At 53.8% G+C, this 25,672-nt stretch carries 23 protein-coding genes; 8 read left to right on the forward strand and 15 right to left on the reverse strand.

All coding sequences use genetic code 11. The features are described from left to right. Positions 1 to 7: 7 nt before the first annotated feature. The 4 genes from P1X16_RS20925 (at position 8) to P1X16_RS20940 (ending at position 4,362) form a co-directional block, all read left to right on the forward strand. Positions 8 to 1,414 (forward strand): beta-propeller fold lactonase family protein, encoded by a 1,407-nt coding sequence (locus P1X16_RS20925; RefSeq protein ID WP_277233336.1) that lies wholly within the window; start codon positions 8 to 10, stop codon positions 1,412 to 1,414. 357 nt (positions 1,415 to 1,771) lie between these two features. Next, on the forward strand, positions 1,772 to 2,632 hold the full coding sequence (locus P1X16_RS20930) for an SDR family oxidoreductase (protein WP_277233339.1): 861 nt from the start codon (positions 1,772 to 1,774) through the stop codon (positions 2,630 to 2,632). A 273-nt stretch (positions 2,633 to 2,905) separates the two neighbouring features. After that, positions 2,906 to 3,460, forward strand: a complete 555-nt coding sequence (locus P1X16_RS20935) for a cupin domain-containing protein (RefSeq protein ID WP_277233342.1) — start codon at positions 2,906 to 2,908, stop codon at positions 3,458 to 3,460. Positions 3,461 to 3,531: 71 nt separating this feature from the next. Next, positions 3,532 to 4,362: an MBL fold metallo-hydrolase gene (locus P1X16_RS20940; RefSeq protein ID WP_277233345.1), complete on the forward strand. Its 831-nt coding sequence runs from the start codon at positions 3,532 to 3,534 to the stop codon at positions 4,360 to 4,362. Between the two features lie 425 nt (positions 4,363 to 4,787). On the opposite strand, the gene P1X16_RS20945 is transcribed toward P1X16_RS20940, so the two are convergent. From P1X16_RS20945 to P1X16_RS20955, 3 genes are all read right to left on the reverse strand, one after another. After that, positions 4,788 to 5,708, reverse strand: coding sequence for an SDR family NAD(P)-dependent oxidoreductase (locus P1X16_RS20945; protein WP_277233349.1), 921 nt, complete (start codon positions 5,706 to 5,708; stop codon positions 4,788 to 4,790). Then, positions 5,708 to 5,896 carry an alpha/beta fold hydrolase gene (locus tag P1X16_RS20950; RefSeq protein WP_346771260.1) on the reverse strand — a complete coding sequence of 63 codons (189 nt, stop codon included), beginning with the start codon at positions 5,894 to 5,896 and terminating at the stop codon, positions 5,708 to 5,710. Before P1X16_RS20950 ends, P1X16_RS20945 begins: the two co-directional genes overlap by 1 nt. A 367-nt stretch (positions 5,897 to 6,263) precedes the next feature. Continuing rightward, entirely contained in the window at positions 6,264 to 7,373 is a 1,110-nt protein-coding gene (locus P1X16_RS20955; RefSeq protein ID WP_277233354.1) for an alkene reductase, read from the reverse strand. Between the two features lie 256 nt (positions 7,374 to 7,629). On the opposite strand from P1X16_RS20955, the gene P1X16_RS20960 reads away from it, so the two are divergent. Further along, positions 7,630 to 8,040: a helix-turn-helix domain-containing protein gene (locus P1X16_RS20960; protein ID WP_277233357.1), complete on the forward strand. Its 411-nt coding sequence runs from the start codon at positions 7,630 to 7,632 to the stop codon at positions 8,038 to 8,040. Positions 8,041 to 8,885: 845 nt separating this feature from the next. Here the strand turns inward: P1X16_RS20960 and P1X16_RS20965 are convergent. Further along, entirely contained in the window at positions 8,886 to 9,245 is a 360-nt protein-coding gene (locus tag P1X16_RS20965; RefSeq protein WP_277233360.1) for a helix-turn-helix domain-containing protein, read from the reverse strand. Positions 9,246 to 9,755: 510 nt separating this feature from the next. Here P1X16_RS20965 and P1X16_RS20970 point away from each other — a divergent pair. Then, a complete protein-coding gene (locus tag P1X16_RS20970; RefSeq protein WP_277233363.1) occupies positions 9,756 to 10,577 on the forward strand; it encodes an SDR family oxidoreductase in 822 nt (273 codons plus the stop codon). A 412-nt stretch (positions 10,578 to 10,989) separates the two neighbouring features. Here P1X16_RS20970 and P1X16_RS20975 read toward each other — a convergent pair whose 3' ends face one another. Next, positions 10,990 to 11,334, reverse strand: a complete 345-nt coding sequence (locus P1X16_RS20975) for a DDE-type integrase/transposase/recombinase (RefSeq protein WP_277233366.1) — start codon at positions 11,332 to 11,334, stop codon at positions 10,990 to 10,992. A 149-nt stretch (positions 11,335 to 11,483) separates the two neighbouring features. On the opposite strand from P1X16_RS20975, the gene P1X16_RS20980 reads away from it, so the two are divergent. Further along, positions 11,484 to 12,653 (forward strand): patatin-like phospholipase family protein, encoded by a 1,170-nt coding sequence (locus P1X16_RS20980; protein WP_277233369.1) that lies wholly within the window; start codon positions 11,484 to 11,486, stop codon positions 12,651 to 12,653. A 413-nt stretch (positions 12,654 to 13,066) separates the two neighbouring features. Here the strand turns inward: P1X16_RS20980 and P1X16_RS20985 are convergent, their stop codons facing one another. From P1X16_RS20985 to P1X16_RS21030, 10 genes are all read right to left on the reverse strand, one after another. Next, positions 13,067 to 13,249, reverse strand: a complete 183-nt coding sequence (locus P1X16_RS20985) for a hypothetical protein (protein ID WP_277233372.1) — start codon at positions 13,247 to 13,249, stop codon at positions 13,067 to 13,069. A gap of 355 nt (positions 13,250 to 13,604) precedes the next feature. Further along, entirely contained in the window at positions 13,605 to 13,814 is a 210-nt protein-coding gene (locus tag P1X16_RS20990; protein WP_277233375.1) for a hypothetical protein, read from the reverse strand. A gap of 89 nt (positions 13,815 to 13,903) precedes the next feature. Beyond that, positions 13,904 to 14,095: a hypothetical protein gene (locus P1X16_RS20995; RefSeq protein ID WP_277233377.1), complete on the reverse strand. Its 192-nt coding sequence runs from the start codon at positions 14,093 to 14,095 to the stop codon at positions 13,904 to 13,906. Positions 14,096 to 14,232: 137 nt separating this feature from the next. Then, complete coding sequence (locus P1X16_RS21000; protein ID WP_277233379.1) at positions 14,233 to 14,859, reverse strand: TMEM175 family protein; 627 nt, start codon at positions 14,857 to 14,859, stop codon at positions 14,233 to 14,235. 206 nt (positions 14,860 to 15,065) lie between these two features. After that, positions 15,066 to 16,241: a zinc-dependent alcohol dehydrogenase gene (locus tag P1X16_RS21005; protein WP_277233382.1), complete on the reverse strand. Its 1,176-nt coding sequence runs from the start codon at positions 16,239 to 16,241 to the stop codon at positions 15,066 to 15,068. A 32-nt stretch (positions 16,242 to 16,273) separates the two neighbouring features. Further along, entirely contained in the window at positions 16,274 to 17,053 is a 780-nt protein-coding gene (locus P1X16_RS21010) for an SRPBCC family protein (protein ID WP_277233385.1), read from the reverse strand. Positions 17,054 to 17,162: 109 nt separating this feature from the next. Continuing rightward, complete coding sequence (locus P1X16_RS21015) at positions 17,163 to 17,669, reverse strand: DUF892 family protein (protein ID WP_277233388.1); 507 nt, start codon at positions 17,667 to 17,669, stop codon at positions 17,163 to 17,165. Between the two features lie 246 nt (positions 17,670 to 17,915). Beyond that, entirely contained in the window at positions 17,916 to 19,076 is a 1,161-nt protein-coding gene (locus P1X16_RS21020; RefSeq protein WP_277233391.1) for a zinc-dependent alcohol dehydrogenase, read from the reverse strand. Between the two features lie 318 nt (positions 19,077 to 19,394). Next, positions 19,395 to 20,051, reverse strand: coding sequence for a response regulator transcription factor (locus P1X16_RS21025; protein WP_277233394.1), 657 nt, complete (start codon positions 20,049 to 20,051; stop codon positions 19,395 to 19,397). Between the two features lie 241 nt (positions 20,052 to 20,292). After that, on the reverse strand, positions 20,293 to 23,805 hold the full coding sequence (locus P1X16_RS21030) for a PAS domain-containing protein (RefSeq protein WP_277233397.1): 3,513 nt from the start codon (positions 23,803 to 23,805) through the stop codon (positions 20,293 to 20,295). A gap of 1,079 nt (positions 23,806 to 24,884) precedes the next feature. Between P1X16_RS21030 and P1X16_RS21035 the strand changes: the two genes are divergently transcribed. Then, positions 24,885 to 25,667 carry an SDR family NAD(P)-dependent oxidoreductase gene (locus P1X16_RS21035; protein ID WP_277233400.1) on the forward strand — a complete coding sequence of 261 codons (783 nt, stop codon included), beginning with the start codon at positions 24,885 to 24,887 and terminating at the stop codon, positions 25,665 to 25,667. Positions 25,668 to 25,672: the final 5 nt, after the last annotated feature.

Genomic DNA, 25,672 nt, shown 5'->3' on the forward strand with positions numbered 1-25,672 from the left:
TTTAGCCATGCAATACCTTCTCTTTCCGGGCCTGCTGCTGGCCGCCAGCGTAGCCCAGGCCCAAGCCGTGAGCCACCGCGACCGGGTGTATACCGCCGATCAGATTTCCAATACGGTGTCGGTTATCGACCCCGCCGACAATCATCTTGTGGGCCAGGTGATCCTAGGCAAGCCGCAGCCCGACCTGGTGTCGGCCCTCTACCGGGGACAGGCCCTGGTGCACGGCCTGGGGGCCTCGCCCGACCACCGGCTGCTGGCCGTGGTGTCGGTGGGTTCGAACAATGTGACCTTTCTGGAAACGGCCACCAACGCCATCAAAGGCAGCGTGTACGTGGGCCGGGCCCCGCACGAGCCTACCTTCCGGCCCGACGGCCGGGAGGTATGGGTGACGGTGCGCGGCGAGGACTACGTATCGGTGATCAGCACGGCCACGCTGCGCGAAACCCGCCGCATTCAGGTCGCCAACGGGCCCGGTCAGGTGGCGTTCAGTCCGGACGGCAAGCGGGCCTTCGTGTGCTCCAGCTTTTCCCCCGAGCTGGCCGTGATCGATGTGGCAACCTATAAAATCATCAAGCGCCTTCCCGTGGCTAGCCCGTTCTCGCCTAACATCTTTCCAACCCAGGATGGTCAGCAGATCTGGTTTACGCACAAAGACGTGGGCAAAGTCTCGGTTCTGGACACGAAGACGCTCACCATTAGCGGGGTGCTTACTACGGGGCCCATCACCAACCACGTCGCGGCGGTGGACCTGCCCACCGGCAAGATGGCCTACGTCACGGTGGGCGGCGAAGACGTGGTGAAGGTGTACAGCCGCGAGCCGGGCTTTCGGCAGCTGGCGACCATTCCGGTGGGCGCTAACCCGCACGGAATCTGGCCCTCGGGCGACGCCAGCCGGGTGTACGTGGGCCTGGAAAACGGCGACTCGGCGGTGGCCATCAACACAACTACCAACCGGGTGCTGGGCAAAATCAAGGTTGGTCAGGCCCCCATGGCCTTGCTGTACGTGCCGGGCGCCGTGCCCTCCGGCGTACTCAGCACGGCCAACCTCGGCCAGCAGTTACTCGACAAGCCCACGCTGGTGCGAAACCTGAGGCCGCTTACCACTGGTTCGGCCGCAGGCACCATGAACCTGCGCTCGGAAGGTTTAGTGGACCTGGCCACGTTTACCCTGCGCGCACTGTCCCCCAACACGGACTATGACATCTACCTAACCAATTCAACTCAGCCCCCTTACGCCCGCGACTATGCTTTGACCACGGTGCACACCGATGCCAAAGGCAACGCCATGGGCCAGGCCCTCGGGCCCGTGCAGCGCATTGCCAGTGGCGACCTGCACCCGGCGGGCCGAGCCTTTGACCGCGTCGTCGTCGCCCCCAGAGCCGCTGGCAGTTCACCCGCGTTGGTAAGCAAATAAGCATCAGGTTGTTCCTGCCTAAAAGGACAGGCGTCTGCTCAGCGGCCCAAAGGCTGGCGCATTACCTCGCTCTTGGCTCTGCCCGTTTCCACCTACTCCGAGGTCGGGTCACTGAGCTAGGAGGGCGGACACCGGTTTTTCCTTCACCTATTTCTTCCGGTCGGGGCCTTACTGCCGGCCGCGCTGGTGGGCATGCAGGAGGTACATCCGCCGCCTAGAGAACTCGACCGGAATTGGGGGCGGCCAGGCGAAGTGCTGGCTTAGCGCCCTTTTTCCTGGCCGTAGCCGCCCGTGTTATTGCTTTTCTCTCCCTCAACTTCTTACCGACCACGCAGTAGGGGTCTTTACTTTCTTCCCATGATACTAGTAACTGGCGCCACCGGTGGCTTAGGCCACGAAACCATCAACTGCTTGCTCGCGACCACCCCGGCCGCCGAAATCGCTGCCCTGGTGCGCGACGTGCGCAAAGCCACCGACCTGGCGGCGCGGGGCGTGAACGTGCGGCCCGCCGACTACTTCAACTATGCCGCCCTGGTGCATGCTTTTCGGGGCGTCGAGAAGGTGCTGCTCGTGTCCGCTGTGGCCTTCACCGACCGGGTGCGCCAGCACCGCAACGTCATCGACGCCGCGAAGGAAGCCGGGGTCAAGCACTTGTTCTACACCAGCATCCAGCGCGATACCGATTTTGTGCTGCCCGAAGTCACGGACAGCGACCTGGCCACGGAAGCCTACCTTAAAGCGTCGGGGCTGGTGTACACCATATTGCGCAACGGCTACTACTTCGAAGGCCTGGCGTACCTGATAGGCCGCGAGGTGCCGGAGGCGGAGATCCGCTTCCCGGCGGGAGAAGGCCAGATCGCCTTCGTGAAGCGGACCGAGTTGGCCGCCGCCACGGCGACCCTGCTCACCAGCGAAGGCCATGGCAACCAGGAGTATACCTTGACCGGGAGCGTAGCTTATTCGTTTCACGAGGTCGCCCGGGAACTCGCCGCGCTAGCGGGTCGGCCCATCACCTACCGCAGCAGCGAGCCGGCACCCTACATCGCGCAGCAAGTAGCGGCCGGCTTGCCCGAACCCGTCGCCAACTTCTTTGCCCAGTGGGGGGCGGCCGCCGAGCACGGCATGCTGGCGGGCACCCACGACACGGTCGCGCGGCTGCTGGGCCGCCAGCCCACGGCGCTGCGGGAGTACCTAAAAGCAGCGTATTTCCCGGTCTAGCCCCCGGCGGCCCCAAAAGCCTCCGCCGGGCTGACTTAGGTTAGCTGGCCGCCGAGGCCTAGTAGCGGCTTGGTGCGGCCCGTAAGGTTGGGTAGCAAGTTGGTAGCCCTTGACTGCCTGGTGACGGCGCTAATGCTACTTGTTTTTTCCAAGGGTAGCACCCACCTCATTCTTTCCTCATGTAGGGTTGCCCATTTTGCAGCGGGCAACAGTAGGAGCGCAGACGCTTTGGCCTATACATCCTGATTTCCCATTTTTCACTTATACCTTATCATGAGTAGCACTTCCTTGCTGATTCCGCCCACCGAGGGCGTTCGTAAAATAGGCGCCGGCGAAGGCGAGCACTTCGATATCGCCGATTCGCGCTTCACCTGGAAAGCCAAGGCGGCCGACACCGGCTACGCCTTTGCCATCTACGAGTTGCCACTCGACCCGGGCAAAGGCGTGCCGCTGCATAGCCACCCCTATGCCGAAGTGTTTTACATCCTCGACGGGCGGGTCGATTTCATGCGCCTCACCAATGGTCAACAGGACTGGGTCAGCGGCGAGCGGGGCGAAACGCTCATCGTGCCCCCCAATGCCTTCCATGGCTTTGCCAACCGCAGCGGGGCCCCCGCCCGGCTGCTGAGCACGGCCAACCTGCTGCACCAGGCTTTCTTCGACGAGGCCTCGCGTCCCGCCCTGGCCTCCGACCCGCTTCCGGCCAGCCCACCCGATATGGCCGAGCTGCAGCGCGCCCTAGGCTTGGCCCCGAAGTACAACATGTTCTTCGCCCCGCCGCCCGCCAGCGAGCCTAGCCCGGCGGCCAACGACCCCCGCCCCGACTAAGCGCCTCTGCGCGCAACGTGTATATGGTAGAGGTAAGCAAGCACCGAACGGCGCCAGTTTATCCCTTTTTCGTGGGAGATGTTAAAGGCTATATCGTCTCGGACGGCACCCTGGCGCTGGGGGCTCCCGAGAAGGTCTTCCTGGGCGAAACAACGCAGAAGGTGGAACAGGCACTGACCAGAAACTTTTTGCCAACCGAGCAAATCATTGTGGAGCAAAATATCCTGTTCTTTTCGCTGGGTAACACGAACGTATTGGTGGAAACGGGGGTGGGTTCCTTCCGAGGGTTCGGCGAAGGCGCCGGCCAGCTAGTCGACAATCTGCGCGCCGCCGGCATTGATCCCGCCCGTATTGATGCCATTCTTTGCTCGCATCCGCATCCCGATCACGTGGGCGGACTGTGCGATACGGCCGGCCAACCTACCTTCCCCCATGCGTCGATCTACCTGGCTGAACACGACTTTGCCTACTGGACCGACGAAGCACTGCTAGACAGCTGGGCCGCGGTCGCCGTTCGCGTCGCGCGCGCCAATCTTTTGCCCCTGCGGGAACGCCTGGTTTTCATCCGTGCTGGGGAGGAGTTTCTGCCCGGCGTGACGGCGCACTCCACGCCGGGACACACGGCCGAACATATCTGCTTCGAAATCAGCGCGGGCACTGACTCGTTGTTCTTGCTAGGTGACTTAGCCCATCATGCCGTGCTATCGCTCGAAAACCCGCTCCTGCATTTTGCGGCCGATCTGGACCCCTCCACGGCCGCGAAAACTCGGACCCGGGTTTTTTCAACTTTGGCCGCCGAGCGAACGCGCGTGTTGGGGTATCATTTTCCCTGGCCGGGTTTAGGTCACCTGGCGAAACAGGGAGACGGGTTTCGGTTTGTGCCCGAGCCGATTCGCTGGTAGCCGCTGTTTTAAGTAGCGCCGGCCGAAAGGTTACTGCGCCCAGCTTGCCTGCTGCGCATCCGCGCAGGGTTTTATCTTGCCCCCGGCCGGAAGCAGGGTGAACACGATCAGCAGGTAATCATTCGCCTGAACGCCTGCCGATCGGCGGCTAAGGGGAGCTAGCCGGGAGAGCGGCACGAGCAAAGTGAGTAGCTCGACCGCATACGTTTTGCCCGCTACGGTGTACTTATTACGTTACCCTTCAATTCCTTGGCCAGTACTTTCTATGAGCCGCCTGGCCCCGGGGGTACTGCTCAAGCAAATGAGTAAGGGCGTAACCGAAGCGTTTACCCCGCCCCGGGTGAAGGCCTAAGCGCGCTACGTTTTCTCCCCTAACATTTGGTCATGGATGATAGCTAGAAGCGAAACGCGTAGCGGACGGGGACCTAGACGATGGTTTCCGGTGCCGTGCGGGTCTGCGCCATGTGCCAGAAATGCTCGGCCATGACGGCGGACGAATAGGCCGGATTGCCCTGATCAACCCCTTGCTTAATCGTCAGTAGCCCCGCGTAAACGCCTTCCGGCTGCAAGCACTGGTGCAGCTGCCCGGCCAGATTGCGCAGCCCGGCCTTGCCAATGGAGAGCGACCCAAAGGCGGGGTGTGGGTGCGTGCCCAGGCCCCCGCCGGTCAACAGCACGGCCCCGCCGTTTTGTTTGAGCTCTTCCAACACCGCTTGCACGCTGCTCAGGGCCCCCACCACGTTAACGTTGAAATCTTGCACGAGGTCGTCGGCGGCTAAACGCAGGATATCGCCGGGCTTTTTCACCGCGGCATTGTAGAGCAGGACCCGGACGCTCCCGAGCTTGGCCGACAGGCGACGCAAGGCGGCCTGCAAGTCGGCGGTATTGCCGGCGTCGGCCGCTTCAAAGGCCACGGGGATGCCTTGGGCAGCTAGTTGCGCTACCAGCGCCTCGCTATGCGGCGGGGTACGGCCGATGAGGCCCACGGCGTAGCCTTCCGCGCCGAAGCGGTGCGCCACCGCCGCGCTGATGCCGGGGCCGGCCCCGATGATGATGATGGTGTTTGCCATAGGGTTTACGAGTATGGGCCGACGCCGCTGGTCTGGTTGTTCAGGAGTAGGAAATAAAAAGCAGGGCCCCGTAGGGCGAGGCGCTGGCGGTACGCAACAGCAGTTGCTACCGCCGGGCGTTAAGGAGGTGGCTGAGCGCCGGGCTACCAAGCGTTCGTCCCGCTTGTGCGCCCGCTGCGCCACCTGCGCGGGGATCTGGCGGGCTTGTGCACCCGCCCCCACCGGCGGATAAGCTAAGCACTGAGCGCTCGGCGCGCGGGTCGGGGGGCGGCTCATTAGGCCTGGATACTGCCCGGGTCCTGGCCGATCGGGTTCACGTTCTCTAACCCGAGCTGGCGTACCAGCGGCCGAACATCCTCGGCCAGCAGGTGCACTTCGTCGCCCACTTCGGGCTTGTCGCTCTGGCCACAGCTTCTCGACTCTGGCGCGAGGAGGGTGTAGTGGGCCGTCAAGGCGGGCAGCAGCTGTCGCCCCGCGAAAGAGGTTGGGGGCGAGCAGGCAGCAGCAGGGCGAGCCCGCGGCCGCCTATGCGCTAATGCAGGCGGATGCCGCTGAGGGGTTGCGCGTTATTTTCCAGGTTCTGCCGGTCGTTGTGGTCGGCCCCTGCTGGAGCTGGTAGTCAGAACCATAGAAGATCTTTTGTGCCTTATGGCCGCGTGGAACAGGATTACGATGGCGGAGGCGCTGGCCGCCGGCAGCGCGCGGCCATTGGCTTCCTGGCTCATTCCTTCTGCGCAACACCTTTCGGGCGCGCGTAGTCAAGCAAAGCCAGCGTGCCCCGGGGCCTACCTGCTGGCCATCGGCGGGGCCAGAGAGCGAGTTCGCGTCGGCTTAACCGATGGACAGTTCCTCCCGCTTGGCAGCGGGGTAGTTGGTATAGCCGTCGGCAAAGCCGCCGGGACCGGGGGCGTAGTACGTAGCGGGGTCGGAAGGAGCTAGCGGCACCTGGTGTTGCAGGCGCGCCACCAGGTCGGGGTTCGAGATGTAGGGTCGGCCTAAAGAAACTAAGTCGGCGAGCCCGCTGTTCAGGGCCTCGTCAATGGCTTCCACCGTGGCGAGGCCCCCATTGAGAATGAGGGCGCCCGTGAAGTGCTGGCGGATGGTTTGCACGGTCCGGGCCGCGGCCGCGCCCAGGTACGAGGGATTAACCAGGTGCAGGTAGGCCAAGCCCATTTTCTGCAGCTCCTGCGCCAGATAGGCGTAGGTTTCGTCGATCTCGGGGTAATTAGGCTGGTCGTTGAACGTGCCCCAGGGCGAGAGGCGAATGCCCGTGCGCGCGGCCCCGACAGCTGTGGCGATGGCCCGAATGGTTTCGAGCATAAAGCGGGCCCGGTTCGCCACGCTGCCGCCGTACGCGTCGGTGCGCTGGTTGGAGGCCGGGTTGAGAAACTGCTCCGGCAGGTAGCCATTGGCCCCGTGCAGCTCCACGCCGTCGAAGCCGGCTTCCAACGCTAGGTGGGCGGCCTGGGCGTACTCCTGCACGGTAACTTGCACTTCGGTGGTAGTCAGGGCCCGGGGAGTGGGCTGATCCTGCAGTTGCTGCTGGTCGGTCCACATCTGACCGGCGGCGGCCACGGCGGAGGGGGCCACGCCCTCGGCGCCGGCCGGCAGGTTGAGCGGGTGGAAGATACGGCCCGTGTGCATGAGCTGCACGAAAATCCGGCCGCCTTGCGCGTGCACGGCCTCGGTAACCCTTTTCCAGCCCGCTACTTGGGCCGGGGTGTAGAGGCCGGGCGTGCGGGCATAGCCCAAGCCATTCGGGGAGGGCGAAGTGCCTTCGGCGATAATGAGGCCCGCCGTAGCGCGCTGGCGGTAGTACTCGGCCATAAGCTCGTTGGGAATGCCGTTCAGGGCGCGACTGCGCGTCATGGGAGCCATGACGATGGCATTGGCCAGGGAAAGGGAAGCCAGCTTAGTGGGCTTGAAAGCAGTGGAGAACATAAGTAAGGTGGTGAAAGGGTTAGTGAGGATACAGGAGAGCCCACGGGCGGGTAAAAGCTTGCGACGCTTAGAAATTAAAAGGGGCAGCCGGTAGCGGGGGACCTTAGTCTATCAGCAGCCCGGGGTGGCCAGGCCTTCGGGAGGCGGGTACTGACGAGCCAGTTAGCGACCGGTTTTGCTTTTACAAACGTAAGCTGCGTACCTTGTATTCGGTAACTAACCCACCCAAAGTGCGATACACACAAAAATGTAAGTAATGACCAGCATCAAGGAAAACTCGACGAATAGCTTGAACCGGAAACTGCTAACCGACTGCAACCTGACCTATGCGGTGCAGTTGATGGGCGGGCGGTGGAAATTGCTGCTCTTGATGCGGCTCGAACCCGGCCGGCAGCGCTTTGGGGAACTCAAGAAAAACATCCCCAACATCACCGAGCGCATGCTCACCCTGCAACTGCGGGAACTGGAGGCTGACGGGCTCGTGACCCGGCACGTATTTGCTGAAGTGCCGCCCCGCGTGGAATACGAGTTGACTCCAATCGGCCGGGAATTGGTGCCGATCTGTGGCACTTTACATGCCTGGGGTGGTCGTCACCGGTATCAGCATACCGGCACCGAGTCCACTTTTTCGCACGAGAATACGCCCGAAATCTGGAGTACCCCGTAAGGTGCCTATTGCAACTTAGTAAGGTACTCCAGGTAAACTGTAGAGTTAATACGTTATAAGTCGGTCAGATACAATTCGGCCTCAGGTCGCGCACGGTTTCGGGCGAGATACCGACAACGTCGGAGGGAGCCAGGAGCCCGTAGCTGATGAAGCCCCCCAGCGCGATGCCGAGTACGAACCCCAAGTTCCAGCTTTCGGCCCGCCAGGTATAGGTGAGAAAAGAATGCCAGCCGGCGCGCAGGCCGCACACTTATGGCGTAGCGAAGAGCTGGTGCCCTGGGGCCTTGTTGCCCACGAGTAGCGAGGCGGGCATCGACAGGCCATTGAGGGGCCTGCCACGTATCAGGCCAGGGTTGTTGCAGGAGTTCAAGCATGAAACGGGGCCAGGGAGCCAGTCGCCTTCGCGCTGGGTGCCGGGGTGGAACCACCTAGGGTTTCATCATAATTTACTGGATATTAATGCTTTATCTTTGCGTAAACAGTGGCTTAAGAATGCCGTGTTATGCGTGGGATCCTTGTTAGGTTCGTTGCGCCGCCGAAACGCTACGGGGTCCGCGTTAAGCGGTGGACTAGTTCGTCTGTTGCCGATTCCCACGCGAACGAGCCCGGCGTTTCTCCATGGCCTAGAAGCCCAACTTCTATTTAGGAGACGAGTACAACAAGGTAAGCCGAATCGAACGATTCGGCTTGTGGTGGCGCTCTGCTACTGCTTTCTCCGCGCACGGCCCTATCGGTGCCAACGAGGGTTAGGAAGGCGCAAGTGCCCACCACACTCCTAGCCTAAGTTGCTTTTTCATGAGGGAAACACCAGCCAGGCTAGTAGTACCCCATCCGGGCAGTTGGCATTATACGCTAGGCGGCGGCATCTCGCCCGTCGGAGCGGCTACTATTACGGGCGAGGCGTTGTGCCAGGCAACCAGTTGGTCGATGATGGGCAGCAGCGCCTGCCCGTACTCGGTGAGCGAGTACTCGACCCTGGGCGGCAACTCGGCAAAAGCTTCGCGGCGCACAATGCCGTCTTCCTCTAACTCGCGCAACTGCTCGGTAAGCACCTTGCGCGAGATGAGCGCTGAGCGCTGCACCAACTGCCCAAAGCGGCGGCGCTGCCTCAGATAGGAAATAATAATGAGTTTCCACTTGCCGCCCAGCACGCCCATGGTGCGGGTGACGTTGCAGGAAGAAGAACAAAAAGTGGCGTCACGCATAAGAAAAGGGTCTAAAAGACTCGAGAAGCAGAATGCGCTTGCTTCGACAAGCGCAGCAGGAGCTTAGCCGCCGTTAGTTACGAGCAGGTAACCAGTTTGTGAGGCGAAATGATTAGCAATAGTAACTCCTGGTGACTTAAGTTAGTTTCTTTGTGAAACCAATACAGCAAACTGTTTCAACATGGAACCTTCTTGAAAACTTGCCCTCGTCACGGGTGATACCACCGGCATCAGCTCAGCCACGGCCGGCTATCCTATCTCCTCTCGGGTGCCAGTTTGCATCGTTCAATCTGGAAGCGCCCGCTTATGAGGACCCGAATACGAAACCATCCCTGGGTATAGGCAATTTGAACCCCGGTTACCCTGTTTTGCTGAAATTGAATGATTGGGCCAAGGCGTTAGGCGCAAGTGCGTAATAAAAATTCCTTACTAAGAGTAGTACGCAGAAGTCATTGCCGCCATAGAGCTGAGTTGCCGCGACTTTTCACATTTTCCTTAGAATAAAACCAGATGAACAAAACAATCCTTATCACGGGCACGTCATCCGGTCTCGGGCGCGCCGTAGCAAAGCTTTTTCAGCGCCACGGTTGGAATGTCATCGCAACGATGCGCAATCCGGCCAACGAAACCGAATTGACAACGCTCGACCGCGTGCTCGTCACGCGCCTGGACGTAGAGGATGCGAGTTCAATCGGTCAGGCAATGGACGCCGGCATCGCTAGGTTCGGCCACATCGATGTGCTAGTGAACAATGCGGGCTTCGGTACTTTCGGCCCGCTTGAAGCCACCCCGATTGAAACAATCCGGCGCCAGTTTGAAGTGAACCTGATGGGGGTGTTGCAGTCGATGCAGGCCATCCTGCCCCATTTCCGCACGCAGCGCGCGGGCGTTATCCTCAACGTCACCTCCACGAGCGGCCGTATGACTCTTCCCTTCGGTTCCCTCTATCACGGGTCGAAATTTGCCGTCGAGGGTGTTACGGAAGCGCTGCAGTATGAATTAGCGCCACTCGGCATTAGGGTAAAGCTCGTCGAGCCTGGTGCAATTAAGACGGACTTCGCGGGCCGCTCAATGGCGTTCAACAACGAGCTTGGGTTAACAGAGTACCAGCCGCTCCTCGAATCGGCCATGGCAGCGTATGGCAAGCTCATGGGCACAAGTTCGGAACCAGAGCGGATTGCCGAGGTGGTTTACGCGGCCGCGACGGACGAAACAGACACGCTACGCTACATTGCGGGCGAAGATGCCCTGCAGATGCTGGCAGCACGTGCCGCTGCCAGCGACGAGGAGTATTTTGCCCAGGTCAGGACCCAGTTCGGTCTGGCTACCTAAGCTTAACGCTTTAGATGAAGGGGAACTGAAAGGTCTATAAAGTGAGACGGAAAAGGCCGTGGCCTTCCTTTAAGGTGGTCTAGCTAGGCCGCACAGAGTTGGGACGTAGTTTGAAATTGGGTTTCGAAGGGGTTAGGGGCGAGATAACCGAGCGCCGAATGCCGGCGTTCCGCGTTGTAATAGGCGATGTAATGGCTGATTTCCAAGCGTGCTTCGATCAGGCCAGCAAAGCTCCCGCCGTCGAGCAGCTCGGTTTTCAGGCGGCTCTAAAACGATTCGGCGTGCGCGTTGTCGTAGCAGTTGCCGCGCCGGCTCCTGCTCTGCTAAGCCCCGTGCCGCGCCAACAGGTTCTGAAAGCGGGTGGCCGTGTACTGGCTGTCTTGGTCGGAGTGGATATGAGCCCGGCCGGGGGTCAGCGCACGACTAGTGGCCGGCACAGAACTTCGCTCACGAGGTCTTCAGGCATGGTCTCGCGCACATTCCAACCGACAATTTTGCGGGAGCAGCGGTCGAGCCACGTGGCTAGGTAAAGCCAGCTGCCTTGTTTGGGCAAGTAGGTGATATCGCCGACCCACACGCGGTTGGGGCCGGCTGGCCCAGCAAGCGGTTGGGCGCGGCGCGCGGCCGGGTTGAGCTCGGTGGTGCGCGGCATGAAGGAACGGGGTTGTTGGGCCCGCAAACCGGACTGGGCCAGCGTACGACAAATACGCCAGCGGCCTACTGCGTGGCCTTTGGCGTGCAATTCGGCGGGTGCCATAGCGTTGCCCGTGCCGGGCAAAGGCTTGACGAACTGCCGCTTGCCAAGCCGGTGACCAACTCAAGCAGATAGAAGTAAATGGCAGTAGCTTTAGCATGATTGGCAATTTTTCTTTATTCTAGACTACGCTTTAAGCTAATCTTTAACTTGTGGCAACTTGGGAACCCTTAGGTGAGCGGTACAGTGCTGCACGTCCGCGCAAGCTACTAGCGCTCGACGGCGGGGGAATACGCGGCATAATTACGTTGAAGATCCTAGGGGAGCTTGAGCAGCAGCTTCGACATACTGTGGGAGAGAACAATCCTGAATTTCGCCTTTGTCATTACTTCGACTACATCGCGGGAACAAGCACCGGTGCTATCATTGCCGCTGGCTTGGCGCTAGGTATGTCGGTAGCTGAATTGCTTGATTTCTACCTGCATAAGGGCAAGAACATGTTTAATAAGGCTTTCTTGTTAAAGCAGTGGAAGTCTTTGTATGAGGCAGGGCCCTTATTGGACATGCTGAAAGAAACCTTTGGGAGTGAGACCACCCTCGATTTACGGGAAGGCAAGCTTCAGTGCTTGCTGCTCGTGGTTACAATGAATCGGAGCACCGATTCGCCCTGGCCCATCACGAACAATCCATTTGCTACGTACAACGCCTTACACCGGCCAGACTGCAACTTGCATATCAAGCTGCACCAGCTGGTACGCGCCAGCACAGCGGCACCCGTTTTTTTTCCCCCCGAAACGCTACAATGGGATAAGCATGATCCAACCAAAACGTTTGTATTCGTAGATGGGGGGGTTACGCCCTACAATAACCCGGCTTTTCTTTTATATCGGATGGCTACTCAACCGGCATATAAGCTAAATTGGCCCGTAGGGGAAGACAAGCTTCTGCTAGTTTCGGTTGGTGCGGGCTCGGCACCCACCGTGGGTAGCTACGCTAATTTGCTGGACACGGGCAAGAAGCTTTTAGGCGACCTCATGTATACCGTCAACGTGGACCAAGACATCAACTGCCGCACCATTGGTCGCTGCAGCTACGGGGCACCCATTGACCGCGAGCTACATGATATGGTCCCGATGGATGAGGAAGGGCACGTGGAGAATCTAGCACAGAAAACGCCCAGGCATTTCCGCTACGTTCGCTACAATGCCGACCTTTCCGCTTCCGGGCTGAAACAACACGGCCTCGACCACCTTCGGCCGGAAGACGTTCAGAAGATGGACTCAGTCCACTATGTAAAGGAGTTGGCGCAAGTTGGAGAGGCCGCCGCTCGCCAAGTATGCATTTCTCATCTAGGCCCTTTCGGCAGGAAGCTCACCGACTAGCTTCGGCAAGAATAGGGACCGCTCCTTGCTTGTCGCACTAGCTGGTCGGCGTATCAAATCCAAGTCGACACGCGGTAGTAGAAAGTAGGAACCGGCGCCGTAACTGCTATGATTAATGCCTACGCCGAATCGTTCTGGAGTCCACTCAAACCCGAACTATGAGGTGGTCTAGCTAAGCCGGATAGAGGAAGGTGTCTGGTCCATCCGATTATTGGAGCCTTTTTTGAGACAAGACCAATGCATGACCCGTCCCAAAAAAGGCTGGTTTTATTAGGTACTTCCTTTCTGCCATTCTTCTCCCTGCCTACAATAAAGGTACGTGCGCTTCGCTTGCCGCCAATAGCAAAGTCAAGACGCCAGGTAAGCAGTTGGGTACGTCAGCTAACCTAACAGAGGAAGTACAAGCGCAGGGCTTAGCGACCCGGCCACAGAATACGCATACCCACGAGGCCAACCGTTAGGCTAGGGCGTTGATCGTGGCTCGTCGGGCGCGAGGACAAGGCAAAAACCAGATTGCCCACGAGTTGGAGGAGTTGGGCTTTTGCACCCGTCGCGGCTGCCGCTTCACTCCCAAACAGGTCCAGCGCTTGGCTCACCGGGCGGTAGAGGTAGCAGTATCCGTGTTTTATTCGCCTGTTCAGCGGGAAACGATGCCCCCTCTTTTATTCCTGCGCTGGTACAAGGGCCAGTAAGTGCCCCTGCCCCACAATGCGGCCTGGATGCCCAAATAAAAAGAGGGTGTGTAGATGGCGTTCCGATACCCTGGTCGAGTCCAGCAGTCGCACACGTAGGCGCGCTAGCGCAGTTGCTCGCGCTGACCCCGACACTTCTTCGACGTGAATAAACTCACACGGCATTTGGTAGCCGGGCTCCTGCTCCGCCCAGAGGGATGTTCGAAGCCCAGGGCGCAGGCGAACTTCCGATAGCCGCGCTGTATACGCGAACACGAGGTCATACATAGGAGCAGCAAGTCAGGATGGCCATGGCACAAGATAGACATAGGCCGCCCAGCGCATCGCCAAGGCTGGTGCCCCCAAGCAGCGTCATGCCTGGGCTGATACTGGTCACGCGCAAGAGGCGGGGCGCGTTGTTCTCTGACTCGCAGCTCGCCACCCAGAAAGCCAGCAGTAAGAGACCACCAACAGATACGTTGTTGTTCATAGCGGGTAACAGGATAGGATACGAAACAAGATAGTACTTTATGTTTCAACGAATTACTTAGGCGCACACCTTTTAGAAAAAAGGTCTACTTAACATAAGCGGTAGTGGCTGTTGCAAAAGTAAAGCAAGGCCCAACGAAATTGATCGGGTAATGGCAGTGCCACCACATTATCGGCTTGCTGCTGTGGGGTGGTGCGCAGATACTTCTTTAGATTGTAGGCCATTGCGGCCAGGTACAGCACCTTAGCCGCCCCTACTTGGTGGCAAATAGCGCTACTCACGCGCCACTTAAACAAGTTAGCGCAATATCTGCACGACTTTAGTTCTTCGAAACAAGAAAGCGGCTAAGCGTTTGTACTTCCTCCAATGAGGAACAAACGAACTAGTTTGTCCAAGAAGTCGAATTATCCTATGTTTCCTATCCCTGAGTTGGATTTTGCTGTTTCATCCTTTTTTCACTAAGCCGAGGTAAGGCAAAATAGATGTATAACAATAAAACAGGGATGATACTAAAAGGTACGCTCCACAAGCAAATGAGTAAGGCAGCAAGGTGCAGCGCAGGGGCAATGGCATATTCTTTTGTAAGTAGCCGAATGAGCCTTTTGTCTATATCGTCCTCCATAAGTTCACTGTTTCTAATTGCGTACCACCAGAGACAATTGTAAAAAAATGTCATTAACACCAATGTGCCATGGTATATCAGTGCTGCCGTTCGTTCGTCTGGTTTGCCTACATGAATTGCCAATAGGCCTGTGGTAAAGGATTGAAGTGTAACGAACAGCAAAAACAAGATATTTAATATAAGCAGGTACTGATCCGTCTTCTTAATGTAAATAAACATATTGTGATGGTTGGACCAGGCAATGCATATAAACAGGAAAGACGCAGCGAATGCCGCATAATGAGGCCATTGTTTCACAATCTCTTGCAACAAGCCCGTTTCGGTTTCAGGTTTAGGCAGTTCGGTAGCAAGCAGTGTTGCCGCTATAGCTAAAACGGCATCGCTAAAATATTCGAGCCGATCCGTTGGTCGATGATTGTGCATAAGAACGGTTTAAAATTCAACAGTACTATTCCCACAACATCTTCATTGGTTTCTTCTCCTTTCCGGATTTGACTCATGGCAGTTACCATAGAGTTCCTGCTTGCAAAGCTTGTAGGAACTCTATGGTACTGTTATAGGCCACCAGTGCTCATAACCTGGGAGAAAAGCATTCTAAACTCTCTGCTTAAATAAAATACTGACTTACTTCATCCGGCCGGAGCAAATACCGAACGCATGTTATTGTTTGCTTTTTCTTTAAACATCATATACCCTTCCTGTCCCTGATCCAGAGATAATTTGTGGGTGAGCAAATAGGCTGGGTCTACTTCTCCGCGGGCTACAATATCCAGCAGTTTAGGAATGTATCGTTGGCCGAACTGCTGACCCATCCGGAAAGTCAGGCCTTTGTTCATGGCCGCTCCCATCGGGAATTTATCAATAAAGCCTCCGTATACCCCAATAATAGATAATGTTCCGCCTTTGCGGCACGCCATAATTGCCTGCCGGAGCACGGCAGGTCTGTCGTTCTGCAGCCGGGCATATTGCTTGGCATAATCATACACCTTTTCAATTCCGGTACTGTTAGCTTCCATGCCCACGCAATCAATGCAGCGGTCCGGACCACGGCCACCGGTCATTTCTTTCAAGGCCTCCAATACATCCACTTCTTTGAAGTTTAGCACTTCGGCCTTTGCCCTCGTACGCGCTTGCTCCAGCCGATACGGATACTGGTCAATAGCGATTACCCGGCCGGCTCCCAGCAGCCAGGCGCTATGCATGGCCATCAGGCCAACGCCGCCGCAACCCCATACCACCACGGTGTCGCCCGGTTCAATACCAGCGAAATCAGCGGCCATATACCCAGTAGGGAAGGCATCAGAAGTAAATAAGGCGGATTCGTTACGTACCCCGTCTGGCACTTTAAAACAAGTATTTTCGGCAAAAGGGACCCGGGTATACTCCGCGTGGCTGCCGGCGTAACCTCCCAAAGCGTGAGAATAACCAAAAATGCCGGCTACCGGGTAGCCGTACGCTTTCTCGCTCCATTCGGGTTCGGCATTTGAATTATCACACAACGAGTATTCCTCACGATGACAGAACTCACACCCTCCGCAAGCTAAAACGGAGCACACCACCACCCGGTCGCCTTTCTTCAGATTTTTTACTTCCGGGCCAACTTCTACGATTTCGCCCATAAACTCATGGCCAATAATATCGCCGGACCGCATGGCGGGTATATAGCCCCCCAGCAGGTGCAAATCGGAGCCGCATACCGACGATAAAATAACGCGCACAATAGCGTCACGAGGATTCAAAATAGTAGGATCGGGCACCCGCTCCGTACTCACTTTGTTAATCCCTTCCCAGCAGATTGCTTTCATCGTTTGCTTATTTAGGGTTAGAAAATTTATTTCTAGTAGTTCTCCTCTTTGCGACCGGAGGGTTGGCCAATAATGGTTGGGATTTCTCCTGCTTCCAGCAGACGCTTAAATCGGCGAAGATCCTGTTTAACCAATTCCTTAAATGCTGGATTCAGGAATTTGGCGGCTAGCTTCCCGGCAGCTCCTGCTGGCGGTTGGTAAGAAATGGTAGCTTGCACCACGGTGCCCCGGTTGGAGGGAGCATCCGTAAAACGGACTTCACCGGAATTTTCAACTTCAGAGTTAGGCAGGGAGCGCCAGGCTATCAGGCTATTTTCCTTCTCCCGGTCGATTTCGGCCTCCCACTCTATTGTACTGAGCTTCTCTTTGTAGATAATATTTTTGGGAATCTTGGCTACCCAATGTGAACGTCTGGGACCTGTTTGCTTCACATCTTCCAGGTATTGCATAAACCTGGGTAGGTTTTCGAGCTGGCGCCAAAATTGGTACACCTCCTGGCGTGGTTTCAGTATGGTAACGCTTGAAGTGACTTCGAATCCTTCAGTTTTAGGTGGAGCCGTATCTAGGTGCAGGGCCTTATTAACCAGGCAGAAACCAGAAGCTCCCCGCAGTACCAGGTAACCGCCCGCGGTGGTTAAGCTTTTTCCGAGAGGAGATTGTTTTCTACTCCATCCGTAATAGGTTAAAGCCGCACCACCCAAAACCGATAGCACTCTGCCAGTTGTTCCTACATTGGTAAAGTCCTTCGCTTGCCGCTGCCTGACAGATTTGTTTGAATTTGGCGGAACTAAGGTTTTAAGTGCATTAGCCATGGTGTTTTAAAATTTAACATGATTTAAAAACTGTCAGAAGACGATTAAAAAAGAGGGGCCAGTAATCAGCCTTGAGTGGATGCCGTTAAAGCTGATATTATTGTAAAGCTTACTGCTTGACTGCCTCCGCCGACTTAGGATTGATATTTCTTTTGGCTAATTCATTCAACCGGGTATCGGTGGCTTTTTCTTCCGCCAGAGTTTGCCGGAGTAAATCGGCTATCGATTGCAAGCCTAATTCCTCAGCATAATAAGCAGCTGCACCGTATCCTGCTATTTCGTAATGCTCCACCTTTTGTACACCCGCAATAATGGCGGCATCCAGGGTGTCTGGATGGCTATCTTTATGAAAAACCTTTTCCCCTTCAGCGATTAAGCCCTTCAAGCTAGGATTACCATCTCCTTCGGGCGAAATATTGAGCAGCCGGGCCGCTTGCTCCAGGCGTTGTTTTTGGATCTGAGTTTCTTCCAGGTGCTGGCTAAGAGCCGCCTTTAAAGCTTCATTAGTAGACTTCTGAATTATTCGGGGCAGAGCGGCAATAATAAGTTTTTCCCCTTCGTGCAAAACTTGTATTTCATGGCCCAGTAAATCGGACAAATCTTTTAACTCTTTCATGGATTTAAAATTAAAACCGTGAAATAAGCATGCTTCTCTGGCACAAATAATTAACAGCAGGCACTGCCTCATTCTTCTATTTAATTGGTAGAGAGGCTCTCATTTTTAGAGCGCGCTTCTCTACCAATCAAATGGAAGAATCTGGTATTCTGTTAACCTAAAAGAAGTGGTTGCTTAACCTTAAATGAAAATGGTATTTAATACCTGACAGCTGTGGACTGTGGGCCACCGACCATGAAGGAACCCCTAGGGCTTCAGTACTACCTTCACGCAGTTGTCTTCTTTATCGTTAAAAATCTGGTACATCCGGGCGGCCTCGCTGAGCGGGACCCGGTGGGTGATTACGTCATCCAGGGTTACTTTGCCTTCGGCTACCAGGGTAATCAGGTGGTCAATATATTTTTGTACCCAGGCCTGACCGCCCCGAAGCGTAAAGTTCTTTTCCCACCATTTCTGCACGGGGAATTTATCATACGGGTAGCCATAGGCACCTACTACTGATACCTTGCCGCCTCGCCGTACGGCATCAATACAATTTTCCAGCACCTTGTCGCTGCCTTTTTGGGCATGTAATACATTGGCCGCTTTTTCCAGCGTGGTTCTATCTGCTTCCATGCCTACGGCATCAATACATACGTCGGCGCCATAGCCACCGGTCATTTCCACAATGGCTTTTACCGCGTCTACACTATGCGCATTGATGGTTTCGGAACCAGCGGTTTCGCGGGCTTTCGCCAGCCGGTAATCATAAATATCCACTCCAATTACCCGCTTAGCGCCATGAAGCCAGGCCGCTTTTTGGGCCATTATACCTACCGGACCACAACCAAATACTACTACTGTTTCGCCAGGCGACACGTTTGCCCACTCGCAGGCAGCCCAACCCGTAGAGAAAATATCGGTTAGGAAAAGTATTTTTTCGTCCGGAATACCATCCGGAACTATCCGCGGATTGTAATCGGCGTAACGTACCCGGGCAAATTCAGCCTGGCCACCGTTTTTATCGCCGTAGGTGGCGGTGAAACCATATAACTGGCCGCCGCCGTGCGCTTTGGCCAAATTACCATCCTGGCTATAGTTCGTTTCGTTGGAGTTTTCACAGTGGGTGGCTAAATCATGCTGGCAAAACATGCAATGCCCGCAACCAATAGGAAACGGTACAATTACCCGGTCGCCTTTTTTTAATTTGGACACACTGCTGCCTACTTCTTCCACAATACCCATAAACTCGTGGCCAAGAACTAAATCATGCGGTTGGGGCATGAAGCCGTTGTAAATGTGGAGATCCGAACCACAAATGGCCGTAGAAGTTATGCGAACGATGGCATCGGTTGGTTCCTCAATCTTAGGATCCTCAACATTATCGACACTAACATCTTTGGGTTTGTGAAATACCAAGGCTTTCATAGGTAGATGGGTTAAGAATGAAACCAGTAAGGAGGAGATGATAGGGAAGGAAACGCTGGAAAAGTTTGGAGCGTTTTACTGATTTATTCTCTATGAAAACACGGAGAAATGGCAGAAACCACTTAAAGCCGGGAGGAATGCACGGATATTTGCACCAGAAATGGCACTATTTAAAGTATAATTTACTTAAAATGGTATTAGGCAAACTTATTCAAAGCTTGCATTGATAAGCAATTTTAGGATTGTTGCGGGTTATACTTATAAGCAACCCCTAACTTTTATAGCCTAAAAAATATGGATTTTAGATTACTAGTCAGGTTATTTAAGTAAATGATGGGTTGCTGCGTAAGCAATAAGAGAAGCGGTATTTTTGGAATCAGTTTTTTCGAGCAAATGCTGACGGTGACTTTCGATAGTCCGTTTACTAGTGAAAAGTTTTTCCGCCATTTGGGTAGTGGTTAAACCCTGAGCAATTAGGCTAAGGATTTCCAGCTCCCGCTTAGTGAGATTACTTTCTGGTGTTTCCTCGGGCATGGGCATCTTACTACCCCCCAATGGTAATTTCCCGAGTAGCTTTAAGGAAATGTGAGTACCTATATACACCTCGCCCCCAGCCGTTATTTGAATTGCCCGAACCAGCTCTTTGCGGCTTACTGTTTTAGTCAGGTACCCGTTTGCTCCCGCTTGTATGGCTTCCACTACAAACCGTTCATCTTCCAGCATTGAAAGGATGAGTACTTTCACCAACGGGTGCTGCTGCTTGAGTTGACGTGTGGCTTGTAAACCATCCATATCCGGCATACTTATATCCATTAGCACTACATCTACCTCTACTTCGCTAAGAAGCTGAACCAAATCAGTTCCTGATTCCACCTCGCCTACCAGGCTTATACCGGCCTCCGGAGAATGATTCAGCATAGTTCTTAAACCTTCTCTTACCAAAGGGTGATCATCGGCAACAGCTACTCTTATCATAAGGAGTACAATTTTAAATATTCCTGAAAATCACCATGTAGTAAGTGCTAGGCAGTAAGGTACAAGTATTAACAAGGCATTAGATGTGACCAGTAATTAACTCGCAGAAAACAGGCGTGCTAACGGGTCTTTTCTTGGTCACGGTAATGCATAAAATTAGGTGCCTTCCGTTACTCAACTACTGCCTTTTATGATTTACGATGCTGCTAAATACTAGCCCTCTTATTTTAAATACATTTTATTAAACACCTTCTAATTTATGTGCTCCAGGATGGTTATTTCTATTGGGTAATTCAATAGAAATGGTTGTTCCGGGGCCTGAAGATTGAATTTGTAAAGTTCCGTTTAATAGTTTCACCCGGTCACCGATTCCTATTAAACCCATTCCCTTACCTGAAAGTGGGTTCGCCTTAAATCCTTTACCGTTGTCCTGAGATAATATTAAAATGCCACTATTTTCTTCCAACACTGTTATAGATGCAATGGTAGCATGTGCATGTTTAACAATGTTATTAAGCAGTTCCTGAACAATCCGGTAAATAGCCGTTTGGAAGTGTCTTTCTAAAACCGATTTAATTTCAACTTGGCAATTCACCAGGAAGTTTTTACAACTTAATTGTTTGCATATATCCACCAGAACAGCAGATAATCCAAAAGTTTCCAGCACGGTTGGGGTAAGTTCGTGGGAGATGGTTTGGGTAAGTTCAATGGCATTAGTCAATAACTGATCTGTTCTTTGCCAGAAGGCCATTGTTTGGGCAGCACTGGATAAAGACTCTTCTGGGTTGAGCAGGTCTAATTGCATCTTAACGGCAAAAAGGACTTGCCCTAAGCCATTATGCAAACTTTCGGCTATCCGTTTTTTCTCTCTTTCTTCCGCTTCTAAAATGGCATGCAGCAATTCTTGTTGGTTCTGGAGTTCCCATTGCAGGCGTTGCTCTTCCAGTTTTTTGCGTTCTGTAATATCTTGGAAAGTTAGTACTACACCATCCCCCATTTTTACAACTATAAAATGGAACCAATGGTGGAAATCTTCATAAGGATACCAAACTTCAAACTGAGTGGTTTGTCCACTTTCGTTCACTTGTTTCATCTTGTCAAAGATCCCAGCTGGTTCCGTTCCCGGATATTCATCTGTTAGTCGCTTGCCCACCAGATCTTTTTTCCGTAGAAAGTTATCGGTTACCTGATTTGTAAGAATCCACTCAAAATCTAAAAGCTGGTTTTCCTCATCGCGTATGGCTTTAAAAGCCTGGATGCCATTGATGGAAGCATCAACAACAGCTTTGAGCAGCTGCCTGTTCGCTAGTAACCCTTGTTCGGCAATAACCTTTTCGTGGATGTCCGTTACCGTACCTGCCCAAAAAGTGATGTTGCCGGTGTGGTCTCTTACGGGTTGGGCAATGACCAACTGCCAGTGATAGGCGCCATCCCAACGGCGCATAAGAGACTGTTTCCGGTATTCTTTCTCTGAGGCAATGGCTGTTTTCCATTCCAGTTCTACCTGGGCACGTTCCGCCTCCTGATAGATCTGCTTCCAACCATAAGCTTTCATCTGCTTGAAAGTAAGCCCGGTATAATCGTAGGTTCTTTGGTTATAGTAGGTACTGCTCCCATCAATTGAGGCAATCCAAGCCATCTGAGGCAGCGAATCAATAAATTTCCGTAACCGTTCTTCGCTCTCCCGCCGTTCAACTTCAGCTCTTTTGATGGGAGTTATATCAGTGTTCCAAATCAGGATACCATCGTTTATTTTCTCGTAGTGCTGCTCAAACCAGCCATCTACATCATCGGCATGGTATTCTTCCAATTGTTGAACAGTTTCACCGGTTTCCATCACCCGGAGTAAACACTCCCACACACTTGTATTTTTTATAGAAGGAAACAAGGCAAGAACCGTGTTACCTACCATTTGCTCCTTCGAGATATTAGCGTACCTGGCCTGTACCGGATTAACTATGAGGTAACGAAAATCAGTAAGCTGTTCCTCTTCGTCCCGAATAGCCGCTAGTAGCGCCATGCCGCCAAAAGCCGTATCTACAATGGTTTGCAGTAATGCAGCTTTTCCGGTTAATTCCGCTTCCGCTTTTTTCCGGTTGGTTATATCCGTCCAGGTGACAATTAGCCCATCCCTAAACGGCACCGCCATGGTTTGAAACCAGGCAGCAAAATCTTTATACTGATCAAAGTGCTCATAATCCAAAATTTGCCTGGTCTCTACTACTTTCCTGAACTGGTCAAACATGCCGGTTTGTTTAAGCTCCGGGTAAGTGGCTAGCCAGTTATGCCCCCGCAAGTCCGTTCGCCCGGCGTAACGCGCCGTGGTATGATTCACTAGTAACCATTCAAAGTCTGTTATTTCCCCGGTGTCATTTCGCACCGTTTGGAATACTTCTATGCCGTTTAGCGAAGCATTGAAGGTAGCTTCCAGTAAATCTTTGGTTTTCTGTATTTCTTTTTCTGCCCGTTTCTTTTCAGTGATGTCCTGGACCGTTCCTATTATTTTGATGGCATTACCGGCTTCATCACAAACTATCTTTCCATTACTAAAAATGTAGCGCATCTCACCATCAGGCCGGTAAATTCGACGCGTGTATTGGTAGGGTTGTTTCACCTGAACAGCCTTATCAATTATTGCCCGTATCTGGGCGGTATCTGCCGGATGGGATATTGAATCCAAAAAATTCAGATCCGGGACAAGGCTTTGCGGTTCCAGCCCAAGTAACTGGTACATATTATCCGAAAATCGGAATTTCATGGTAGCCAAATCTCCTTCATAACCACCCGTTTGCCCTATTGCTTCGGCTTCCCGTAACAAGGCTTCGCTAGCCTGGATTTTTTCCTGAGCCATCACCTGGCTGGTAATATCCTGAATGGTTCCGTATACTTTCAGCGGCTTCCCTTGGGCATCGGGGGTTAAAATGGTTCTCCGGTGAACGTGACGAACGGTGCCATTACGCCAAATTATCCGGTGAATTAAGTCTAAGGGTTCCTGGAAGGTTTGTGCCTGCCAAATGCGTTGCCGTACAATATCCTGCTCTTCCGGATGCGAAAAGGCAATTAACTTTTCAACTGTTATTTCCTCACTCTGAGGTTCTAAACCGTGAATACGATAAAATTCATCCGAACAATTAATAATTTCTTCACTATAATTCCGCTCAAAGCTGCCGATATGCCCCAGAGACTGTGCTTCTTTTAACTTACGGTGTTCTTCTTCCAGTTTTTCGTAAGCCAGTTTAACTTTCTCCTGCTCATGGTACCACAACAGTTGACTTTCATTAGCAATTGCTTTGGTGTCTTCTTCCTGCTTGGTCAGGGTTTCCAGTTTGTGGCGTTGCTGGATTAATTCAGTAACATCTTCTACCTTATGTAAAACATAAAGCACTTCTCCCTTCTCATTTAGTACCGGAGTGTTTAAGGGGTTCCAGTAACGTTCCAGCTTTAGATTAGGCTTCTCCGGAACTGTTAAGGCGAAGCGCTGCACTGGCATTCTATCTGGCTTTTTCGTTTTCAGTACCCTTTGAAGAGATTGTTTTAGATGCCGGAGAGTTTCCGCTTCCGGCTGACCATCCTGGCCGGTAAATACTTCAAAAAGAAGGTTACCCACTAACTGTTCTCTGCTTGTAAGGGTAGATGTGATAAAGCCATCCGTAACGGCTTGGATAACAAAGCTTGGGGACAATACTAGGTAGCAGTCCGGCAGGGCTTCGAAAACCTGAGGCAGGTTCAAAGAAAAATCGGAAGAGGAATGCATAGGAGCATTTTTAGAGCTGATTCACAACAAGTAGTCAGACTAAGAATAAACGCAATTACTTGAAGCATAGCCAAGTTCTAAATGGGCGTTCTGGCGCGAATTGGCTGTGTGAACAAATGGCCACTCTATTGCATGAGTACCAAGCTACCAAGCCTGCCTTTACCTATGAGCAGGCCATTGAGAACCCAAAATGCCCCCAGCGAGCTAATCTCCCCCAACATGCATGGCCTACGCGTTGTCACAACGCCGAGCTATTATCGCCAGCAAGTGCAGGAAAGGTCAGATAATAAATTAGTTAATCTCTCGAAATTAATTCCCAGCATCGTGCTGGATATCCGCTACGCCACAACTGCTAACCTGTTAGGCAGGCCTTTATGCCAACAGCCCATTGCGTATCTGCGCCGACCAGCGACAGTCGGTTGGGGTGTGGACCGTCTCCACGTGCCACTGCGTGGCCCCGTTGTCGAAGAAGGCGGCGCGCCCGGCCAGCAAGGCCACTGCTCTACGAGTTCCTCCAGCTCCTTGGCCGCCGCTAAGTACGTGGCATACCCATGCAAGCGGTACAAGAGGTAGGCCGAACGGGTGGGGTCACCTCGGAACCTCTTCACTGGGCAAAGGTGCCGCTGCATCTATCTTTTACGGGCACCTGTCATTCCCTGTTTGTTTAATCATAGCCCCGAACTCAACAAAACCGAGCTGATGTGGCCCCGCTGCAAGCACTAGTGGCTCACGCCCGCTGATTACGCCTACGGCGGCCGCACCTTGCACCAGCGGGCCGCCCACGTATTCGCCCGGGTCGGCACCAAATGCACCATTGCTATTAGCTGACTACTTAACGAGATACTCGCTCAATTACCGCGCAAACAACAGGCCCAAATCTGGGCCGGATGCGCTGCACTAAGTAGGCTGAGGGCGCCAGCCGTTGCTGCCCCCCTTGCCTTCTGCCTTAATCGGTAATGGCAACTTCCTAGCATGTTAGAATGGCCTTCGATCAGCTTTTGACTGCAACAAAAGACGTTTTGGCTAAACATGTTTTTTAGGGTCGCGGCAACTTTGTATCAACCAATAAGGCAACAAAAATGAAACTCAGAAACAGCACAGCCCTCATTACCGGCGGCACCAGCGGAATTGGCTTGGAGTTGGTAAAGCAACTCTCCGAGCAAGGCGTAACCCTCATCGTTACCGGGCGGAGCCTCGACGCATTACACAAAACCCAAAAGCAGTTTCCCGGAATTCACATCATTCAGAGCGATGTTAGTAACTCCCAAGACATCGTTCAACTCTATGAGGAAGTAACGCGAAGATTTCCTGCGCTGAACATGATTGTCAATAACGCGGGCCTTATGAGGCTGCTTGATCTACACGACACGACCGACAGTATAGACGATGTTGTTCAGGAAATTACAACCAACCTATCGGGTACCATCCAGATGGTGCAACAGTTCATGCCGCATTTGAAAAAACAAGCGTCGGCCGCCATTGTAAACGTGTCATCGGCCATAGCTTTTATGCCTTACTCTTCAGCGCCTATTTACAGCGCCTCAAAAGCAGGGGTGCACGCTTATACTCAGGCGCTCCGCTTGCAGCTGCAGCAAACAAATATTAAGGTATTCGAAGTAATTCCGCCCGGCGTCAGCACGAATCTGCAAAACAACTGGGTTGTGCAACCCAATCCTGCCCAAATGATGAGCGTGGTGAAGATGGTGGACGTTATTGTAAAAGGCCTGCTGAAAGATGCGTTGGAAATAAAGCCCGCACTGGTGTCGGTAATCAAGGCGCTAAGCCGGGTTGTGCCTGGATTGCTGATGAATTTCGGGCACAATGAGTTTAGTAAATTCAAGAAATTAGCTGCTAGTCACTAGCCCAG

The sequence above is a fragment of the Hymenobacter sp. YC55 genome (assembly GCF_029433095.1).
GTDB lineage: Bacteria > Bacteroidota > Bacteroidia > Cytophagales > Hymenobacteraceae > Hymenobacter.

Bases quoted from the DNA above. Each gene is read 5' to 3' on its own strand.
- P1X16_RS20990 (WP_277233375.1), bottom strand. From the start codon at position 13,814: ATGAACAACAACGTATCTGTTGGTGGTCTCTTACTGCTGGCTTTCTGG.
- P1X16_RS21015 (WP_277233388.1), bottom strand. From the start codon at position 17,669: ATGAAAGAGTTAAAAGATTTGTCCGATTTACTGGGCCATGAAATACAA.
- P1X16_RS21025 (WP_277233394.1), bottom strand. From the start codon at position 20,051: ATGATAAGAGTAGCTGTTGCCGATGATCACCCTTTGGTAAGAGAAGGT.
- P1X16_RS20960 (WP_277233357.1), top strand. From the start codon at position 7,630: ATGACCAGCATCAAGGAAAACTCGACGAATAGCTTGAACCGGAAACTG.
- P1X16_RS21035 (WP_277233400.1), top strand. From the start codon at position 24,885: ATGAAACTCAGAAACAGCACAGCCCTCATTACCGGCGGCACCAGCGGA.
- P1X16_RS21030 (WP_277233397.1), bottom strand. From the start codon at position 23,805: ATGCATTCCTCTTCCGATTTTTCTTTGAACCTGCCTCAGGTTTTCGAA.
- P1X16_RS21000 (WP_277233379.1), bottom strand. From the start codon at position 14,859: ATGCACAATCATCGACCAACGGATCGGCTCGAATATTTTAGCGATGCC.
- P1X16_RS20965 (WP_277233360.1), bottom strand. From the start codon at position 9,245: ATGCGTGACGCCACTTTTTGTTCTTCTTCCTGCAACGTCACCCGCACC.
- P1X16_RS20975 (WP_277233366.1), bottom strand. From the start codon at position 11,334: ATGGCACCCGCCGAATTGCACGCCAAAGGCCACGCAGTAGGCCGCTGG.
- P1X16_RS20970 (WP_277233363.1), top strand. From the start codon at position 9,756: ATGAACAAAACAATCCTTATCACGGGCACGTCATCCGGTCTCGGGCGC.
- P1X16_RS20955 (WP_277233354.1), bottom strand. From the start codon at position 7,373: ATGTTCTCCACTGCTTTCAAGCCCACTAAGCTGGCTTCCCTTTCCCTG.
- P1X16_RS20935 (WP_277233342.1), top strand. From the start codon at position 2,906: ATGAGTAGCACTTCCTTGCTGATTCCGCCCACCGAGGGCGTTCGTAAA.
- P1X16_RS20930 (WP_277233339.1), top strand. From the start codon at position 1,772: ATGATACTAGTAACTGGCGCCACCGGTGGCTTAGGCCACGAAACCATC.
- P1X16_RS21005 (WP_277233382.1), bottom strand. From the start codon at position 16,241: ATGAAAGCAATCTGCTGGGAAGGGATTAACAAAGTGAGTACGGAGCGG.
- P1X16_RS20945 (WP_277233349.1), bottom strand. From the start codon at position 5,708: ATGAGCCGCCCCCCGACCCGCGCGCCGAGCGCTCAGTGCTTAGCTTAT.
- P1X16_RS21020 (WP_277233391.1), bottom strand. From the start codon at position 19,076: ATGAAAGCCTTGGTATTTCACAAACCCAAAGATGTTAGTGTCGATAAT.
- P1X16_RS20925 (WP_277233336.1), top strand. From the start codon at position 8: ATGCAATACCTTCTCTTTCCGGGCCTGCTGCTGGCCGCCAGCGTAGCC.
- P1X16_RS21010 (WP_277233385.1), bottom strand. From the start codon at position 17,053: ATGGCTAATGCACTTAAAACCTTAGTTCCGCCAAATTCAAACAAATCT.